The sequence below is a fragment of the Kitasatospora sp. NPDC048407 genome, from assembly GCF_043200475.1.
Taxonomy (GTDB): domain Bacteria; phylum Actinomycetota; class Actinomycetes; order Streptomycetales; family Streptomycetaceae; genus Kitasatospora.
The window spans coordinates 426,492-445,192 of sequence record NZ_JBICXW010000003.1; the positions used below are offsets into that span (position 1 = coordinate 426,492).

Below are 18,701 nucleotides of genomic sequence, written 5' to 3' on the forward strand. Positions count from 1 at the left end.
CCCCCGGAAAGGAGGTGGCGCCCCGTCGGACGCGTGCTGCCGGTCAGCTCTTGCGACGCCGGCCCTTCGCGGCCTTGGCCGCCTTGCGGCGCTCGGCCCGGGTCAGGCCGTCACCGTCGGGCACCAGGCCGTCCTCGTCGAAGTCGCCCTCGACCACGCCGCCGCCGACCTCGTCGGACGGGGCGGTGTAGTGCAGCTTCTTGCGCTCGGGGGCCTCCAGGCCCTTGGCGCGGATCTCCGGGCGGGCGGCGGGGACGGTGGCGTCCTTCTCCAGCTTCTCGAGCAGCACCTGCTCGTCGTCCGGCACCGGCACCTCCTCGACCTGCTGCTCGACCTGGACCTCCAGGTTGAACAGGTAGCCGACGGACTCCTCCTTGATGCCCTCCATCATCGCGGAGAACAGGTCGAAGCCCTCACGCTGGTACTCGACCAGCGGGTCACGCTGGGCGTAGGCGCGCAGCGCGATGCCCTCCTGCAGGTAGTCCATCTCGTAGAGGTGCTCGCGCCAGCGGCGGTCCAGCACCGACAGCACGACCCGGCGCTCCAGCTCGCGCATGATCTGGTCGCCGAGCTGGTCCTCGCGCTTGCCGTAGGCGGCGGCGATGTCCTCCTGGATGACCTTGGTGAGGTACTCCGGGGTGAGGCCGCCGTTCTCCGCGGCGTCCTCCTCCAGCTCGTCGAGGTCCAGCTCGAGCGGGTAGAGCTGCTTGAGGGCCGTCCACAGCTTGTCGAGGTCCCAGTCGTCCTCGAAGCCCTCGCCGGTGGCGGCGTCGACGTACGCGGCGACGGTGTCGTCCATGAAGTGGCCGACCTGCTCCTGCAGGTCCTCGCCCTCCAGGACGCGGCGGCGCTCGCCGTAGATGACCTCGCGCTGGCGGTTGAGGACCTCGTCGTACTTGAGGACGTTCTTGCGGATCTCGAAGTTCTGCTGCTCGACCTGGGTCTGCGCGGAGGCGATGGCGCGGGTGACCATCTTCGACTCGATCGGCACGTCCTCGGGGACGTTCGCCATGGAGAGCACGCGCTCGACCATGCCGGCCTTGAACAGGCGCATCAGGTCGTCGCCCAGCGACAGGTAGAACCGGGACTCGCCCGGGTCGCCCTGACGGCCGGAGCGGCCGCGCAGCTGGTTGTCGATCCGGCGGGACTCGTGGCGCTCGGTGCCCAGGACGTACAGGCCACCGATCTCCTGCACCTCCACCTGCTCCGCCTTGACCGCGAGCTTGGCCTTCTCCATCGCGGCCGGCATCGCGCCCTCGTACTCCTCCGGGGTGTCCTCCGGAGTGATACCGCGCTGCGCCAGCTCGGCGGCGGCCAGGTGCTCGGGGTTGCCGCCGAGCATGATGTCGGTGCCGCGGCCGGCCATGTTGGTGGCGACGGTGACGGCGCCCTTGCGGCCGGCCTGCGCGACGATCTGCGCCTCGCGCTCGTGGTGCTTGGCGTTCAGCACCTCGTGCGGGATGCCGCGCTTGCGCAGCTCCTGCGACAGGTACTCGGACTTCTCCACCGACACGGTGCCGACCAGCACGGGCTGGCCCTTCTCGTGGCGCTCGGCGATGTCCTGGACCACGGCGGCGAACTTGGCCGGCTCGGACTTGTAGATCAGGTCCGGCTGGTCGATCCGCAGCGGGGTCTTGTTGGTCGGGATCGGGACCACACCGAGCTTGTAGATCTGGTGGAACTCGGCCGCCTCGGTGGTGCCGGTACCGGTCATGCCGGACAGCTTGTCGTACAGGCGGAAGAAGTTCTGCAGGGTGATGGTGGCCAGCGTCTGGTTCTCGTTCTGGACCTCGACGCCTTCCTTGGCCTCGATCGCCTGGTGCATGCCCTCGTTGTAGCGGCGGCCGGCCAGGATGCGGCCGGTGTGCTCGTCGACGATCATGACCTCGCCGTTGATCACGACGTAGTCCTTGTCCCGCTTGTACAGCTCCTTCGCCTTGATGGCGTTGTTCAGGAAGCCGACCAGCGGGGTGTTCACCGACTCGTAGAGGTTGTCGATGCCCAGGTAGTCCTCGACCCGGCTGACACCGTCCTCGAGGATGCCGACGGTGCGCTTCTTCTCGTCGACCTCGTAGTCGCGCTCGATCTTCAGGCGCTGCACCAGCTTGGCGAAGTCGCTGTACCACTTGGTGGCCTGGTCCGCCGGACCGGAGATGATCAGCGGGGTACGGGCCTCGTCGATCAGGATCGAGTCGACCTCGTCGACGATCGCGAAGTTGTGGCCGCGCTGCACCAGTTCGTCCTGCGACCACGCCATGTTGTCGCGCAGGTAGTCGAAGCCGAACTCGTTGTTCGTGCCGTACGTGATGTCCATCCCGTACTGGCGCTTGCGCTCGGCCGGCGTCATGTTCGCCAGGATCACGCCCACCTCGAGGCCGAGGAAGCGGTGCACCCGGCCCATCCACTCCGAGTCGCGCTCGGCGAGGTAGTCGTTGACGGTGATCAGGTGCACGCCCTTGCCGGTGAGGGCGTTCAGGTACGCGGGCAGCGTGCCGACGAGGGTCTTGCCCTCGCCGGTGCGCATCTCGGCGACGTGACCGTGGTGCAGCGCGGCGCCGCCCATGATCTGCACGTCGTAGTGGCGCTGCCCGAGCACTCGCTTGGCGGCCTCGCGAACGGTCGCGAAGGCCTCGGGGAGGATGTCGTCCAAGCTCTCCCCGTCGGCGAGCCGGGCCTTGTACTCGTCGGTCAGTGCGCGCAGCTCGTCGTCGGTGAGGTTGACGAAGTCCTCTTCGATCGAGTTGACCTGGGCGGCAATCCGCTGCAGCTTGCGGAGGATCTTGCCCTCGCCTGCGCGCAGGATCTTGTCGAAGACGGACACGTGAGCGGGCTCCTTGCCTCATTCGGCTCTGGATGACTGCCGGTGGGGAGTCCACCCCACCGTACGGGCCATCGTATGCGAGGAGCCCGAGCGCCCGGGAGGTCCGTCAGCACGCTATTCCTGTGTCACCCCTGGGCGCACATCGCCCGAAGCAGGCTACAAACGGTCAAAGCGCTCGGGCGTGGCCGTGATGTCAGTGCCCTCCCCTAGCCTCGCCCCATGGCCGCGACCCCTGCCCCAACCGTCCGGATCTCCGCCGACCACGCCCGCCGGCTCGCGCTGCGCGCCCAGGGACTGCTCGGTTCCCCCGACCGCCGCGCGGGCGCCCGCGGCGTGCTGCGCCTGCTCGGCGCCGTCCAGCTGGACACCATCTCGGTGCTCGCCCGCTCGCACGAACTGGTGCCGTACGCCCGGCTCGGCGCCGTCGGCCGTCGCCCGGTCGAGCAGGCGTACTGGGGGCGCGGAACGACCTTCGAGTACTGGTCGCACGCCGCCTGCATCCTGCCGATCGAGGAGTGGCCGCTGTTCGCCTTCCGCCGCCGCGCCAACCGGGTCAAGGGCCGGGTCTGGGGCCACCAGGTCTCCGAGGAGGTGTACGCGCAGGTGCTCGCCCAGCTGCGCGCCGAGGGCCCGCTGACCTCGACCGGCCTCGGCGGGGCGAAGAAGACCGCCGAGTGGTGGGACTGGTCCGACACCAAGATCGCGGTGGAGCGCGCACTGGCCTTCGGCGACGTGGTGGTCACCGAGCGGCGCGGCTGGAAGCGGGTCTACGACCTTGCCGAACGGGCGGTCCCCGGCGATTTGTTCGAGCAGGACCTGACGGACGCCGAGTGCCTGGAGCGCCTGGTCGCACAGGCCGGCGCCGCGCTCGGAGTGGCCACCCGCGCCGACCTGATGGACTACCACCGCCTCAAGGGCGCCCAGCTGGACGCGGCACTGCCCGCCTCCGGCCTGGTCCCGGTCGCGGTGGAGGGCTGGTCCGCCCCGGCCTGGGCCGACCCGGCGGCGCTGGAGACCGCTGGGTCGGCGAGCGGCTCCGCCGCGGGGCGCGGCCGGCACCGCACCACCCTGCTCTCCCCGTTCGACTCGCTGATCTGGGACCGGCCCCGCACCGAGCGGATCTTCGGCATGGCCCACCGCCTGGAGGCGTACACCCCCAAGCACAAGCGGGTGCACGGCTACTTCGCGATGCCGCTGCTGGCCGGCGGCCGGCTGGTCGGCCGGGTCGACCCGGCCCGCGAGGGCGCCACCCTGGTGGCCCGGCAGGTCTCGCTGGACGGCCCCCGCTCGGTGCCCGCCCTCGCCGAGGCGCTGCGCGAGGCCGCCGAGTGGGTGGGCTGCTCGGACGTCCGGGTGGAGCGGCTGGACGACGAGGCGCTGCGGCCGGAGCTGGAGAAGCTGCTGGCCTGACGGGCCATCGGGGTTCACTCAGCCTATTTCGAGGATCTTTTCACGCATCGCGTACACCACGGCCTCCATCCTGGAGTGCAGCTGCAGCTTCTCCAGGATGTTGCGCACGTGGTTCTTCACGGTGTTCTCGCTGATGAACAGCTCCTTGGCGATCTCCCGGTTGTTCATCCCGGTGGCCACCAGCTTGAGCACCTCCAGCTCCCGGTCGGTCAGCCGGGGCGCGGGCACCAGCTCCCGGTCGTCGGAGCGGCGCTGGATCATCGACTTGAACTCGGTCAGCAGCTTGGCCGCCATCGACGGGCTGATCTGCGACTGGCCGTCGGCCACCGCGCGGATCGCGGTGGCCACCTCGTCGGTGGAGATCTCCTTCAGCAGGTAGCCGGTCGCCCCCGCCTTGATCGCCTCGTAGAGGTCGGCCTCCTCGTCGCTGATCGTCAGCATGATGATCTTGGCGCTGGGCACCACATCCTTGATCGCGGTGCACGCCTCGATGCCGCTGCGCCGGGGCATCCGGACGTCCATCAGGATGATGTCGGGCAGCAGGTCGGCGGCCTTCAGCACGGCCTCCGCGCCGTCCCCCGCCTCGCCGATGACCCGGATGTCCTCCTCCTCGGCGAGCACGATCTCCAGGCCGCGGCGGAACAGCGCGTGGTCGTCCACCACCAGCACCCGGATCGGCTCCGCGCGTCGCGGCGGGTAGCCGGCGTCCTCCGCGCCCAGGCTCTCCCCCATCCGGTCCTCCCCCGCCTCCGGTCACGTGACGCGCCCATCATTCCACGCCCCGGACGGCCTGAGATCACCCTGTGCCGCCGAACCGCCCGGCTGGGTGACTCCCCGAACGCCGGTGACCCCGGCGGCCGTTCACGGCCACCGGGGTCACCACTTCTGTCATTCGGCGGACGCGGCCGCCGCTCACTCCTCGTCGGGGCCGTTGATCGCGCCCCCGGCCCCGGCGAAGTCGGCCGCCGCGGCCTGGTCCTCCTTCAGGTGGATCACGCCGTAGTGGTAGCCGTGCCGGCGGTAGACCACGCTCGGCAGCCCGCTGTCCTTCTCCTGGAACAGGTAGAAGTCGTGGCCCACCAGCTCCATCGCGTACAGCGCCTGGTCCAGCGACATCGGCGCGGCCGAGTGGGTCTTCTCGCGGACCACCAGCGGCCCGTCCCCCTCCACCTCGAGGCTGCCCGCCAGCGTCTTGCGGATCGTGCCGTTCACGCCCTCGGCGGCCTCCGTCGAGGGCGGTTCGGCCAGCACGGCGGTGGCGGCGGCGACGCTCAGCGGGCCGCGCCCGTTGGTGCCGCCCTTCTGCACCCGGCGGCGGTCGGCGGACTTGCGCAGCTGCGCCTCCAACTTCGCCGAGGCCAGGTCGAGCGCGGCCCACGGGTCGTTGGCGGACGCCTCGGCCCGGATCACCGGGCCCCGGCTGCGGAGGGTGATTTCCACCCGGTCGGAACGGTCGGCCTGCCGCGGGTTGTGCTCCTTGGACACCTCGACGTCCAGGCTGATCGCCTTGGCGTCGAACTTCTGGACCTTCTCCAGCTTCTCGGCCACGTGCTCGCGGAACCTCTGGGGCACCTCGGTCTTGCGGCCCTTGACGACGATGTCCACGCAGAACTCCGATCCCTTGGTACTGACCGGCCCGGAGTGCGTCCCGGACCGGCGTGAGACCCAGCCGGACCGGCCGGCCACCGCCCGCCCCCGGAACACCGCCCGGGAGACCCGCGAGAACCGCCGGCCCCTTACCTCACTTCCTCCCCACCAGGAGCGTTCGAAACCCCTGGAGCCCTTATGCAACACCTCACGGGGGAATCTCGCCTCCCCAGTCGAACGAACGTACCGACGAGCGGTCGACGGCCCGGCTGTTCCCCCCTGTTTACCCTCCTACGGGTGAAACAGTGGTAAACGGCTGGACAACACGCCTGACACCGCCCACCGTATGGCTGAAGTCGCCGCCCGGCGAGGGTTCCGGAGGGGTTTCCGTGACGAGCCGCAGCACCGCCCACCGGCCCGGATCCGGCCCCGCACCGGTCCTCGCCGCCCTGCTCGACCTGCTGATCCCCGCCCGCTGCGCCGGCTGCGGCGACGGCCGCACCGCGCTCTGCCCGCCCTGCCGGGCCCTGCTCGACGGCACCGGCGCCGGGCCGGCCGGGCCGATGCGCCCACCACCCGGCCTACCGCCGGTGCACGCCGCCGCCCCCTACGCCGGGCCGGTGCGCCAACTGCTGCTCGCCCACAAGGAACGCGGCGCGCTGCGGCTGGCCGCCCCGCTCGGCTGCGCGCTGGCCGCCGCCGTCCGCTCCGCCACTGGCGCGGGCGCCGCCCCGCTGCTGCTGGTGCCGATGCCCTCCGCGCGCGCCGCCACCCGGGCCCGCGGCCACGATCCGATGCTGCGGCTGGCCCGCGCCGCCGCCCGCGAACTGCGCCGGGGCGGGGTGGCCACGCTGGTCGCCCCGGTGCTGCGGCAGTCCCGGCCGGTCGCCGACCAGGCGGGCCTGGGCGCGGCCGAGCGGCACCGCAATCTGCACGAGGCACTGACCGTCCCGGCCCGACTGGCCGGCCGGCTGACGGGGCACCGGCTGGTGCTGGTGGACGACCTGGTCACCACCGGCGCGAGCCTCGCCGAGGCGGCCCGGGCGCTGCGCGCGGCAGGCTGCCCGCCGCGGGCGGCGGCCACCGTGGCAGCGGCGGCCAGGCGCGGCCCCGGGCCCGGCCGACGCGGCGCGCCGGCCGGGGAGGCCGGGCTCAGCCCGGGTAGATGAACGCCACGGGCGTGTCTTTCGTGTCTGTGCTGGTCACCGCGTGCCACTGGTTGTCCTTCAGCCGGTACACGCCGTTGCCGGACGCGGCGAGCACCGCCGGGCCGGCCTGGTCGGCCTGCACCCGGGCCTCGGTGGCGGACAGCGCCGTCATCGACTCGCCGCCCTGCAGCGGGGAGTCGGTGGACTGCGAGCCGTCGGTGCCCAGGAAGTGCAGCTGCTGCAGCCGGTCGGCCTCCTTGCCGAGCACCACCAGCTGGTCGGTGTCGCTCCAGGAGACGGCGGCGACCTCGGTGAGCTGCGGGGCGAGCTGGCGCAGCCCGGTGATCCGGGCGGTGGGGGTGGCGGGGGTGCCGCCGTGCGTCACCAGGCCCAGCCACAGCGTGGTCTTTCCGTCGGAGCCCCGCAGCAGCAGCGCGACCCGGGTGCCGTCGGAGGAGATCCGCAGCGCCTGCACGGAGCGCTTGTCCAGCCCCTCCACCGTCACCGGGACGACGACGTGCTCGCGCACCATCAGCACCCGGGACGCGGCCGGGTCACGGTCGACCAGCCACAGGCTCCCCTGGCCGTCCCAGCTGGGCGAGGCCAGGCCCTGCGGGGCGTGGCTGGAGACGATCGGTTCGCCGAACTTGCCGGACTTGGCCAGATCGACCTGGTACAGGTTGCGGCCGTCCTTGTCGATCACCGCGGCGGCGCCGCCGTCCCGGCGGACGGCGAGCTCGCCCGGCTTCGGCTGGTTGCCCTGCGCGGGCTGGCCGAGCACCCCGGCGACCGAAGGGAGCGGCCCGGCGGTCTGGGCGGCGTCCCCGCCGGACTGGCTGTAACGGGTCAGCCGGCCGTTGGCCAGCTGGATGTACGCCTGCATGCCGTTCTCGCCACCGGCCAGGAAGCCCGGCGCGACCGCCGCGGCCTCGGCGCTGCCGACCGAGCAGCCACCCTTGGGCGAGGACAGGTCGAGCCGGTCAAGCTTGCCCTGCTGGTCGGCCAGGGTCTGGAAGAACTGCTTGGCCAGCTGCTTGCAGCCGTCCTGGTACTTCCCGAGCTCGACGCCGTCCACCTTGACCGAGGCGATCCGGTTGTCGCCGACGGTGGCGCTGAGCACCTTGACGCCTTCGAGCGGGGCGGTGACCACCGGGGCGAGCCCCTGCGAGGGCCCTTCGGCGGTGGCTCGGACGGCCTCGGTGAGCGGGTCTATTCGGCGGCGCAGGTAGATCGGGTCGGGCACCAGCACCGCGCTCCGCTGGGCGGGGTCGATGGACGGGTCGGGAGTGGCGAAGAAGTACCGGTGGACCGGCTTGTAGGTGTTCTTGAAGTTGGTCAGGTCGACGATCAGGCCGTCGGGCAGGTCGTTGATCCGCCACTGGCCGGCGTCGGGCCCCTCGGCGACCTTCACGAAGGTGAAGGTCTCCTTGTACTCGGGAGAGCGGGGCGGCTGGTAGGTGTGCCGGCCGTCGAGTTCGGCGACCCGCGTGCCGGTGACTTTGATCGGCATGGTGGTCGCGTCCGGGCCCGGGACGGAATGGCTCCGCCCGGGGGGTTCGGCCAGCACCACGACCTGCGCGTCGGGGCGCCAGCGCTTGGCGGCGTCCGCGGTCAGGTACTGCTTGGCGGTGTCGTAGTTGGCCTGGTCGGCGTTGGAGGAGTCGAGGAAGCCGGCCAGCAGGTCGCTGGGGCTCTCGTCCTTGTGCGGGGCGACCGGGTAGACGTGCACCTGGACGCCGTCGGCGGCGCCCTGCGGCACCTCCAGGCGCTGCGGCGGGCCGCCGGAGGGCATCGAGACGCAGCCGGTGGCGGCGGCCGCCAGCAGTGCGACCCCGCCCCAGGCAAGCGCCCGTCGCTCAGCCGTCCTGTCGTCCCTGTGCACCGGTGGTCCCCTCCTGATCGGTGTCGGCGCCGTCCGGTGCGGACGGGGCCGGCTGCGTCGGGCGGCCGCTGCGGTCCACCACGACCTGTGCGCCGGTGGCCCCGTATCCGGCGGCTGCGGCGCGAACGTCCGACGGGTCGGCGACCGGGGCGGCGCTCGGCCGGCCCAGGCCCGGGCCGATGCTGAGCACCCCGCCGAGGCCGGAGCCGAACGTGTGCCGCTCGCCGGTGTCCGGGGTCTCCGGGACGGCGGCGGGCTCGCCGCCACCGCGCACCGCGCGCCGGTAGGGCGCGCCGACCGAGGACATGCCGCGGTTGTGCCGGGAGTCCTCCGGCTCCAGCCGGAACGGCGCGCGGGAGATCTCGCCGCCGCGGGTGCGCGGCAGGGTCAGCCGGAAGTGCGAGCCGCCACCGGGCTCGCCCCAGGCCTGCAGCCAGCCGCCGTGCAGGTGGGCGTCCTCGACCGCGATGGACAGGCCGAGGCCGGTGCCGCCGGTGGTGCGCACCCGGGACGGGTCGGCCCGCCAGAACCGGTGGAACACCCGGGAGGCCTCGCCGGGCTTCAGGCCGATGCCGTAGTCGCGCACGCCCACGGCGACCGCGCCGTCCCCCGCGCCGAGCCGGATCACCACGTCCCGGCCCTCGCCGTGCTCCAGCGCGTTGACCACCAGGTTGCGCAGGATGCGCTCGATCCGGCGGCTGTCCACCTCGGCGATCACCGGGGTCTCGCCGCCGCGGATCAGCACCGCGCTGCCCTTGGCCTGGGCCAGCGGGTCGGCGGCCTCCACGACCCGGGTCACGATGTCGCGCAGGTCGACGGGTTCGGCGTCCAGGATGGCCGCGCCGGCGTCGAAGCGGCTGATCTCCAGCAGGTCGGCGAGCAGCGACTCGAAGCGGTCCAGCTGGTCCTGGAGCAGCTCGGCGGAGCGGGCCGCCATCGGGTCCAGGTCCTCGCGGCTGTCGTAGATCAGGTCGGCGGCCATCCGCACCGTGGTCAGCGGGGTGCGCAGCTCGTGCGAGACGTCGGAGACGAACCGCCGCTGCACCCGGGAGAGCTCTTCCAGCTTGCGGATCTGCGCCTGAAGGCCGTTGGCCATCCGGTTGAACGAGTCGCCGAGCCGGGCGATGTCGTCGGTGCCGGTGACCTTCATCCGCTCGTCGAAGTGCCCGGCGGCCAGCCGCTCGGAGATTCCGGCGGCCATCCGCACCGGGGTGACGACCTGGCGGACCACCAGCCAGGCGATGCAGCCGAGCAGGATGACCAGGAACAGCCCGGCGGTGGCCAGCGTCCCCATCACCAGGTTCAGGGTGCTGGTCTCCTGGTAGAAGGAGAAGACGTAGTACAGCTGGTACGGGTTGCCGTCCGGGCCGCTGAACTGCTTGCCGATCGCCAGGCCCTTGTTGTCGTCGGGCTTGGCCTGGCTGTCCGGCGAGCGGAGCAGCTTGACCGGCTGCTCGTGCGGGACCGACGGCTCGGCGGCGACCTTGGCGCGCATGTCGGAGGTGATCGAGTCGGGCAGGATCGAGCCCGAGTAGCGGGCGCTGCCGCGCAGGCCGGCGCTGGCGGCGCTGTCCTCCTGGCCGCCGGGCCCGATCGCGATCACCGAGTAGACGCCGGCGCCGCCGGACGCCAGGTCGGAGACCTGCTTGGTCAGCCAGGCGTTGATCTGGTCGCGGGTCGGGTCGGCGGTCGCACCGGCCTTGGCCTGAAGGTTGATCGCCTCGTTGATCTTGTCCTGCTCGATCTGGAAGCCGCCGATGGCCTGCCCGTGCGCGGCCTTCTGCTTGGCCTCCAGCAGGCCGGTGCGCACCTGGGCGACCACCACCACGCCGAGCACCAGCACCACCACGAAGGACAGCAGCAGCGTCGCCGCGACCACCCGCAGCTGGATCGAGCGGCGGTACAGCGCCAGGACCCGGCCCACCGGGTGCCGGAACTGCCGGATCACCGGCGCGAACAGCGCCGCCCACCACCGGCGCCGGCGCGGCCGGCCGGTGGTGGAACTCAGCACGTCGCCGCGCACAGCAGCCTCCCCGCCGGCGAACTCGTCCGACGGGGAGGAGGCGGCCTGCTCTTCGCTCATCCTCAGCTGGGCCCGGCCTTGTAGCCGACACCGCGGACGGTGACCACGATCTCCGGGCGCTCAGGATCCTTCTCGATCTTGGAGCGCAGGCGCTGCACGTGCACGTTCACCAGCCGGGTGTCGGCAGCGTGCCGGTAGCCCCAGACCTGCTCCAGCAGCACCTCGCGGGTGAACACCTGCCAGGGCTTGCGGGCCAGCGCGACCAGCAGGTCGAACTCCAGCGGGGTCAGCGGGATGCCGCGGCCCTCGCGCTTCACCGAGTGCCCGGCGACGTCGATCACCAGATCGCCGATGGTCAGCTGCTCCGGCGTGGGCTCCTCGGCCCGGCGCAGGCGGGCCCGGACCCGGGCGACCAGTTCCTTGGGCTTGAACGGCTTCGTGACGTAGTCGTCGGCGCCGGACTCCAGGCCCACCACGATGTCGACCGTGTCGGTCTTCGCGGTGAGCATGACGATCGGGATGCCCGACTCCGCCCGGATCTGCCGGCATACGTCGATGCCGTCCCGTCCGGGCAGCATCAGGTCGAGCAGCACGAGGTCCGGCTTGGTCTCCCGGAAGGCGGCCAGCGCCTTGTCCCCGTCCGCGACGAAAAACGGCTCAAAACCCTCACCACGCAGCACAATGCCGAGCATCTCGGCCAGTGCGGTGTCGTCATCGACGACGAGGACACGTCCCTTCATGGCTCCATCTTCTCATCACCCGAATGTGACCTGACGCACAGCTGTTCCGTTGCCGGCCCCCGGCCGTCGGCCGAACCAGTCATACCATCGCAAAGGTATCGGCTCGACGGCCTTGCCCGCACCGTTGCGGATCAGCAACGGGATACCCCTGGGGTGCGCGTGCGCACCATGGCACGATGGGCACCCCGATGCACCCGCGCCAGGGTGCCCCGACGAGGAGCGTCGATTGTCCGAGACCCCGGGTTGGACCTCACCCGGTTCTCCCGAGCCCGCGCCCGGCCCGTCCGAAACCGGCCACTCGGTTCCCCCGGCCCCGCAGGCCACCGCCGCAGCCGCACCACCCCCGCCCGGCCCGCATCCCGGCCCGACGCCCGGACCGGCCGTGCCGCCCGGCCCGACGCCCGGCATCATCCCGCTGCGTCCGCTCGGCTTCGGCGAACTGATGGACGGCGCGTTCGCCCTCGTCCGCAGGTACTGGAAGACCGCCTTCGGACTCAGCCTGCTCCTCGCCTGCGTCCTCGAACTCGTCCAGGCCGGGGTCTCCTGGTGGATCCACGTCTCCGGCACCAGCCTGGAGGCGACGTTCTCCACCTACTACACGCTGCCGCTGGAAATGCTCGCCGGCGTGATCGCCACCGGACTGCTCACCCCCGTCATCGGGAACAGCCTGCTCGGCCGTGACACCCCGCCCAAGGAGGCCTGGGCGCAGGCCCGGCCGCACCTCGGGCGGCTGACCGGCCTGGCCCTGCTGCACACGCTGATCATGCTCGGCGCGCTCGCCGTGCCGCTCGTCCCGGTGCTGCTGCTGACCGGCTTCACCGCCGAGCCCGCCCTGCTGGTACTCGTCCCGCCCGCCCTGCTGCCCATGCTGTGGATCGCGATCAAGCTCACCTTCGCCGCCCCCGCGCTGGTCCTGGAGAAGCAGGGCGTGGTCGGCGCCCTCAAGCGCTCCTGGCACCTGGTCCGCGGCTCCTGGTGGCGGATCTTCGGCGCCCTGGTGGTGTTCCAGATCGCCGTCGGCCTGCTCGGCGCGGTGCTCATCGTTCCCGGCCAGCTGATCTCCCTGGCCATCGGCGGCGGCCCCGGCGAGCTCTACGCCACCGACACGGAGGCCGCGCTCAGCATCGGCGTCATGGCGGTCTGCGGCGTCCTCGCCAAGACACTCACGATTCCGCTCACCGGCTGCCTGTTCGGTCTGCTCTACGTCGACCAGCGGATCCGGCGCGAGGCGCTCGACATCGAACTCGCCCGCGCCGCAGGCATGCCCGGCCACTACCCGACCCGCACCACCGCGCCCGTCCCGGGCCAGTACCCCCCGCCGGGAGCCTGATCGCCATGGGACTCCGGGGGGGAGGGGCGCTGCTCGCGGACAGCGTTCCGGTCACTGTGCCGCGCGACGCCGCCCGCGACGCCGCGCACGAGGAACTCCGCAAGGCCATCTACCACCAGCACGAACCCGGACTGGTCGACCGCTTCGTGGCGTGGGTCCAGCGCCAGCTCGACCACCTGACCGCCACCGGCGTTCCGCTCGGCGGCGGCGACGGCGTCGCCCTGGTGGTGGTGATCGTCCTCGCCGTGGTCATCGCCGTGGTGGCCTGGCGACGCTACGGCGCGCCCCGCCGTGACGCCCGTTCCGCCGGCACGCTGTTCGCCGCCGACGGCCCGCGCAGCGCCGCCCAGCACCGCGCCGACGCCGCCGCCCACGCCGAACGCGGTGCCTGGGCCGACGCCGTCCGCGAACAGATGCGCGCCCTGGTCCGCGGCCTGGAGGAACGCACCGTCCTCGACCCGCGCCCCGGCCGCACCGCCGACGAGGCGGCCGCCGAAGCCGGTCGCGCCCTGCCCGAACGGGCCCGCGAACTCGCCTCCGCCGCACGGCTGTTCGATGACATCGCGTTCGGCGAACGAACCGCCGACGAAGCGTCCTACCGGCTCCTCGCCGACCTCGACCGCGCCCTCGAACGCACCCGCCCCACGCCCGTGGCGGCCGGCGGAGGAACCGCATGACCACCACCGCACCCCCGCCCGCCACCGCCGACCCCGCCGAGCAGCCCACCGCCGCCGCGCCGGCCGACACGCCCCGCACCACCCTGCGCACCCTGTGGCGGCGCTGGCGCTGGTGGCTGCTCGCCACCCTCGCCGTGCTGCTGGTCGGCGCCATGGTCGCCGGCATCCCCAACAACGGCTCCGACTGGCCGCTCGACCCCCGCTCCGGCGCCCCCGGCGGCATCCGCGCCGCCGACCAGCTGCTCCAGCAGCGCGGCGTCTCCAGCCGCACCGCCGCCACCGAGAGCGAACTCGGCGCCGGACTGCGCGCCGACGACACCACCGTCGTCCTCGGCCACCCCGACGAACTGACCGCCCAGCAACTCACCCGGCTCGCCGCCGTCCACCGCGGCGCCAACAGCCGACTGGTGCTGATCTACCCCGACCAGCCCGCCCTGAAGGCCTTCGTCCCCGGCATCGCCACCTACTACTCCGCCACCGACAGCACCACCGCCATCGAACCCGCCTGCGCGCTGCCCGAGGCCGCCAACGCCGGCGCCGTCCAGATCGGCGGCGAGAGCTACGAACCCGGCGCCCACGACGTCGGCTGCTACCCGCACGGCAACGGCCGCAACTCCCTGATCAGCCGCACCACCGGCACCCAGCAGGTGATCGTGGTCGGCAGCGCCCGGCCGTTCACCAACGAACGCCTCGACCGCGAAGGCAACGCCGCACTCGCCCTCGGCCTGTTCGGCGCCCACCACCAGCTGGTCTGGCAGACCGTCGACCACAGCACCGCCAACACGGCCGCCCGCCACAACAAGACCCTCGGCGACCTCATCCCGGACGGCTGGTACTGGGGCTCCCTGCAGCTCCTCCTCGCCGCCCTGCTCGCCGTCGTCTGGCGCGCCCGCCGGCTCGGACCGGTGCTCAGCGAACGGCTGCCCGCCGTGGTCCGCGCCTCCGAGACCACCGAGGGCCGCGCCCGGCTCTACCACCGCGCGAACGCCCGCGGCCACGCCGCCGAAACCCTGCGCCGCGCCGCCCGCCGCCGGACCGCCGCCGCCCTCGGCCTCCCGCACACCTCCGGGGACCCCGACCAGGCCACCCTCACCGAGGCCGCCGCCGCCCGGCTCGGACGCCCCGCCGCCGACCTCCAGCAACTGCTGTACGGCCCGGCCCCCTCCGACGACGCCGCCCTGCTGCGGCTCGCCGACGACCTCGACGACATGGAATGGCAGGTACGACAGCCGTGACCGACCAGCTCTACAAGACCGACCCCGGCCAGACCCGCGACGCCCGCACCGCCCTCACCGGCCTGCGTGACGAGATCGCCAAGGCCGTGGTCGGCCAGGACGCCGCCGTCACCGGCCTGGTCGTCGCCCTGCTCTGCGGCGGCCACGTCCTGCTCGAAGGCGTCCCCGGCGTCGCCAAGACCCTGCTGGTCCGCACCCTCGCCACCGCCCTCGACGTCGAGACCAAGCGCATCCAGTTCACCCCCGACCTGATGCCCGGCGACGTCACCGGCTCCCTGGTCTACGACACCCGCACCGCCGAGTTCTCCTTCCAGCCCGGCCCGGTCTTCACCAACCTGCTGCTCGCCGACGAGATCAACCGCACGCCGCCGAAGACCCAGGCCGCGCTGCTGGAGGCGATGGAGGAGAAGCAGGTCACCGTCGACGGCGAGCCCCGCAAGCTCCCCGATCCCTTCCTGGTCGCCGCCACCCAGAACCCCGTCGAGTACGAGGGCACCTACCCGCTGCCCGAGGCCCAGCTCGACCGCTTCCTGCTCAAGCTGATCCTCCCGCTGCCGACCCGCGAGCAGGAGTTCCAGGTCCTCACCAAGCACGCCACCGGCTTCGACCCGCGCGACCTCGCCTCCGCCGGCGTCCGCCCCGTCGCCGACGCCGCCGACCTGGCCGCCGCTCGCGCCGAGATCGGCGCCCTGACGGTCTCCCCCGAGATCCTCGCGTACATCGTCGACCTGGTCCGCGCCACCCGGCAGTCGCCCTCGCTCGCCATGGGCGTCTCCCCCCGCGGCGCCACCGCCCTGCTCAACACCTCCCGCGCCTGGGCCTGGTTGGCCGGCCGCGACTACGTCACCCCCGACGACGTCAAGGCCCTCGCCCTGCCCACCCTCCGGCACCGCGTCCAGCTCCGCCCCGAGGCAGAGATGGAAGGCACCACCGCCGACAGCGTCATCCAGGCCGTCCTCTCCCAGACGCCCGCACCGCGCTAGCCGCTGCCCGGGGGGAGAGCGCCACCCGCCTCTCCCCCTCCGCGTCCACTGCTCCAGAAAGCGAGCCCCGCACCCCATGGCCCTGACCGGCCGCACGGCCCTGATCGCCGCCCTCGGCGTCCTCCTGGTCGGCCTCGTGCTCCCCTCCTGGACCGGCATCGGCGTGGTCATGCTGCCGCTGCTCGCCGCGATCGTCGCCGACCTGGTGCTCGCCGCCCCCGTCCGCCGCCTCACCCTGGAACGCTCCGGCGACCCCAGCGTCCGCCTCGGCGAAGCCGTGGACGTCGACCTGCTCGTCGCCAACCCGTCCCGCCGCCCGCTGCGCGCCCGGATCCGCGACGCCTGGTACCCCTCCGCCTGGGCCCCCGGCACCTCCCTCACTGCCTCCCGGCACTCCGTCACCATCCCCGCCGGAGAACGCCACCGCCTCACCACCCGGCTCGCCCCCACCCGGCGCGGCGACCACCACAGCGGCCGAGTGACCATTCGCTCACTCGGCCCGCTCGGCCTGGCCGGCCGCCAGGCCACCCTCGACGCGCCCTGGCGGGTCCGCGCCCTGCCGCCGTTCGCCAGCCGCAAGCACCTCCCGTCCCGCCTCGCCCGCCTGCGCGAACTCGACGGCCGCACCTCGGTCCTGACCCGCGGTCAGGGCACCGAGTTCGACTCCCTGCGCGAGTACCTCCCCGGTGACGACGTCCGCTCCATCGACTGGCGGGCCAGCGCCCGCCGCAGCGTCGTCGCCGTCCGCACCTGGCGCCCCGAACGCGACCGGCACGTCCTCATCGTCCTCGACACCGGCCGCACCTCCGCGGGCCGCGTCGGCGACGCCCCGCGCCTGGACTCCGCCCTCGACGCCGCGCTGCTGCTCACCGCCCTCGCCACCAAGGCCGGCGACCGGGTCGACCTGCTCGCCCACGACCGCCACCGCCGCACCGCCGTCGCCGGGCGCTCCCCCTCCGAGATCCTCCCCGCCTTCACCGACGCGATGGCCCTCCTGGAACCCGCCCTGATCGAGACCGACCTGCGCGCCATGGTCTCCACCGCGCTCCGGATGGCCCCCCACCGCTCGCTGATCGTCCTGCTCACCGGCCTCGACGCCCACCAGATCGAGGACGGCCTGCTCCCCCAGCTCCCCCTCCTCACCAAGCGCCACGAGGTCGTCATCGCCTCCGTCGCCGACCCCCGCCTCGACGAGCTGGTCAACACCCCCCGGGTCACCGTCCGCGACGTCTACGGCGCCGCCGCCGCCGAACAGACCCGCGCCGACCGCCGCCGCACCGCAGACCTCCTCACCCGCCGCGGCATCACCGTCCTCGACTCCCCGCCCGAGTCCATCGCCCCCGCCCTCGCCGACACCTACCTCAGCCTCAAGGCCGCCGGCCGCCTCTGACCCGCCCCGGCCACATATTCGGAGCCGACGATCGACCCCAACCTGCAGCTGATCAGCGACGGCGACGGCCTGGCGGTCATCGGCGACCCGACCGCCGTCGAACGGTTCCTGGTCTCCGAAGGCCTGCCGTCCCGCGACCTCGGACTGTCCCGGCTCGGCTCGGCCTTCAGCGCCACCGCCGGTGCCGCACAGACAGGCTCGGAGATCGCCGCCAACTCGGGCCGCTGGGTGAAACTGACTAAGGAATCCGCCCAAGCGCTCAGCAAGCACGGGCTGATGAAGGGCTCGACCGCGAACACCAGCCGGGCCGTGCTGACCGAGAACGGCAGGATCAAGGGAATCCTCGAACTGGTGCGGACACCCGGTTCGGTGCTCTCCAACCCGGCAATGCTGGCAGGTGCCGCAGGACTCATGGCGCAACTCGCCATGCAGCAGACCATGGACGAGATCACCGACTACCTCGCCGCGATCGACGAGAAGGTCGACGACGTGCTCCGCGCCCAGAAGGACGCGGTGCTGGCGGACATGATCGGAGCCGGCTTCGTCATCGAGGAGGGCCTGGCCGTCCGGGACCAGGTCGGCCGGGTCTCCGAGGTCACCTGGTCGAAGGTGTCACTCACCTCGGTCACGATCGCCCGCACCCAGGCCTACGCCCTCCGTCAACTCGAGGCACTCGCCGAGAAGTTGGAACAGAAGACCAAGATCGGCGACCTCGCCAAGGTGTCAAGGGACGCCGAGACCACCGTCCGGGAGTGGCTCGCTGTGCTGGCGCGCTGCTTCCAGCTGCACGACGCAATAGCCGTACTGGAACTCGACCGCGTGCTCGACACCTCGCCGGACGAACTGGACCTGCACCGCCTCGCGATCCGAACCGCCCGGCAGAACCGCGTGGAACTCATCTCCCGGTGCACCGAACGGCTCATGGCCCGCATCGACGCGGCCGTCGGCACCGCCAACACCAAGGTCCTGCTGCACCCCACGACTTCCCCCGCCGTGGTGAACTCAAGCAACCAGGTCGCCACCACCATCATCGACTTCCGCGGCCGGCTCGGGATCGAACGCGACCGCCAGTCCTTGGACGCCAGGCGCTGGGTGGACGCGGCCACCGAGGCGAAGGACCGGATGCTCGAAAGCGGCGCCGAGGGTGTCGACGCCGCCAAGCGCCTCGGGGCGGAGACCTTCGACCGTGCCAAGTCGGTGACGGGCAAACTGTCCAACGGAATCGCCGGACGAGTGCTCCGCCGCCGCGGAAACGACGACGGAGAAGCCAAGAAGCTCTGAGCCCGCCGGCCGGCGGGCCCCGGGCCCGCTGGCGTTCGGCACCGGCTCCAGAAATGCAGAAAGGGCCCCAGCCATAAGGCTGGAGCCCTTTCCAGAAGAATTGTTCGGCGGCGTCCTACTCTCCCACAGGGTCCCCCCTGCAGTACCATCGGCGCTGTGAGGCTTAGCTTCCGGGTTCGGAATGTAACCGGGCG

General features: G+C 72.5%; 13 protein-coding genes, 1 rRNA gene and 1 pseudogene. 8 read left to right on the forward strand and 7 right to left on the reverse strand.

All coding sequences use genetic code 11. The features are described from left to right. Positions 1-43 precede the first annotated feature (43 nt). Positions 44-2,821, reverse strand: a complete 2,778-nt coding sequence (gene secA, locus ACGFWJ_RS10020) for a preprotein translocase subunit SecA (protein ID WP_392947189.1) — start codon at positions 2,819-2,821, stop codon at positions 44-46. A 219-nt stretch (positions 2,822-3,040) separates the two neighbouring features. Between secA and ACGFWJ_RS10025 the strand changes: the two genes are divergently transcribed. Further along, the gene (locus tag ACGFWJ_RS10025; RefSeq protein ID WP_392947192.1) at positions 3,041-4,231 is read left to right on the forward strand and encodes a winged helix-turn-helix domain-containing protein; all 1,191 of its coding nucleotides are present in this window, start codon (positions 3,041-3,043) and stop codon (positions 4,229-4,231) included. Positions 4,232-4,249: 18 nt separating this feature from the next. Here the strand turns inward: ACGFWJ_RS10025 and ACGFWJ_RS10030 are convergent. Beyond that, a pseudogene (locus tag ACGFWJ_RS10030) lies at positions 4,250-4,918 on the reverse strand (response regulator); the annotation flags it as partial. 225 nt (positions 4,919-5,143) lie between these two features. Further along, complete coding sequence (gene hpf / locus ACGFWJ_RS10035) at positions 5,144-5,836, reverse strand: ribosome hibernation-promoting factor, HPF/YfiA family (protein ID WP_387647621.1); 693 nt, start codon at positions 5,834-5,836, stop codon at positions 5,144-5,146. A gap of 371 nt (positions 5,837-6,207) precedes the next feature. Between hpf and ACGFWJ_RS10040 the strand changes: the two genes are divergently transcribed. After that, positions 6,208-6,987 (forward strand): ComF family protein, encoded by a 780-nt coding sequence (locus tag ACGFWJ_RS10040; RefSeq protein WP_392947195.1) that lies wholly within the window; start codon positions 6,208-6,210, stop codon positions 6,985-6,987. Here the strand turns inward: ACGFWJ_RS10040 and ACGFWJ_RS10045 are convergent. From ACGFWJ_RS10045 to mtrA, 3 genes are read right to left on the reverse strand one after another with little or no spacing between them, the layout of a single operon-like run. Beyond that, on the reverse strand, positions 6,971-8,848 hold the full coding sequence (locus ACGFWJ_RS10045; protein WP_392947197.1) for an LpqB family beta-propeller domain-containing protein: 1,878 nt from the start codon (positions 8,846-8,848) through the stop codon (positions 6,971-6,973). The genes ACGFWJ_RS10040 and ACGFWJ_RS10045 overlap by 17 nt on opposite strands. Beyond that, positions 8,823-10,931 (reverse strand): MtrAB system histidine kinase MtrB, encoded by a 2,109-nt coding sequence (mtrB, locus tag ACGFWJ_RS10050; protein WP_392947200.1) that lies wholly within the window; start codon positions 10,929-10,931, stop codon positions 8,823-8,825. Before mtrB ends, ACGFWJ_RS10045 begins: the two co-directional genes overlap by 26 nt. Positions 10,932-10,933: 2 nt before the next feature. Beyond that, positions 10,934-11,611 carry an MtrAB system response regulator MtrA gene (gene mtrA, locus ACGFWJ_RS10055; protein ID WP_030459579.1) on the reverse strand — a complete coding sequence of 226 codons (678 nt, stop codon included), beginning with the start codon at positions 11,609-11,611 and terminating at the stop codon, positions 10,934-10,936. Positions 11,612-11,837: 226 nt separating this feature from the next. On the opposite strand from mtrA, the gene ACGFWJ_RS10060 reads away from it, so the two are divergent. From ACGFWJ_RS10060 to ACGFWJ_RS10085, 6 genes are all read left to right on the forward strand, one after another. Next, positions 11,838-12,941 carry a glycerophosphoryl diester phosphodiesterase membrane domain-containing protein gene (locus tag ACGFWJ_RS10060; protein WP_392947204.1) on the forward strand — a complete coding sequence of 368 codons (1,104 nt, stop codon included), beginning with the start codon at positions 11,838-11,840 and terminating at the stop codon, positions 12,939-12,941. 5 nt (positions 12,942-12,946) lie between these two features. Further along, positions 12,947-13,618, forward strand: a complete 672-nt coding sequence (locus tag ACGFWJ_RS10065) for a DUF4129 domain-containing protein (RefSeq protein ID WP_392947207.1) — start codon at positions 12,947-12,949, stop codon at positions 13,616-13,618. Next, on the forward strand, positions 13,615-14,853 hold the full coding sequence (locus ACGFWJ_RS10070; protein ID WP_392947210.1) for a DUF4350 domain-containing protein: 1,239 nt from the start codon (positions 13,615-13,617) through the stop codon (positions 14,851-14,853). The genes ACGFWJ_RS10065 and ACGFWJ_RS10070 overlap by 4 nt, the downstream gene beginning before the upstream one ends. Next, positions 14,832-15,836, forward strand: coding sequence for an AAA family ATPase (locus ACGFWJ_RS10075; RefSeq protein WP_392947212.1), 1,005 nt, complete (start codon positions 14,832-14,834; stop codon positions 15,834-15,836). Before ACGFWJ_RS10070 ends, ACGFWJ_RS10075 begins: the two co-directional genes overlap by 22 nt. Positions 15,837-15,912: 76 nt before the next feature. After that, positions 15,913-17,226 carry a DUF58 domain-containing protein gene (locus ACGFWJ_RS10080; protein ID WP_392947215.1) on the forward strand — a complete coding sequence of 438 codons (1,314 nt, stop codon included), beginning with the start codon at positions 15,913-15,915 and terminating at the stop codon, positions 17,224-17,226. Between the two features lie 276 nt (positions 17,227-17,502). Then, the gene (locus ACGFWJ_RS10085) at positions 17,503-18,507 is read left to right on the forward strand and encodes a hypothetical protein (protein ID WP_392947218.1); all 1,005 of its coding nucleotides are present in this window, start codon (positions 17,503-17,505) and stop codon (positions 18,505-18,507) included. A 102-nt stretch (positions 18,508-18,609) separates the two neighbouring features. Here ACGFWJ_RS10085 and rrf read toward each other — a convergent pair. Continuing rightward, positions 18,610-18,701 (reverse strand): 5S ribosomal RNA (rrf, locus tag ACGFWJ_RS10090); the annotation flags it as partial.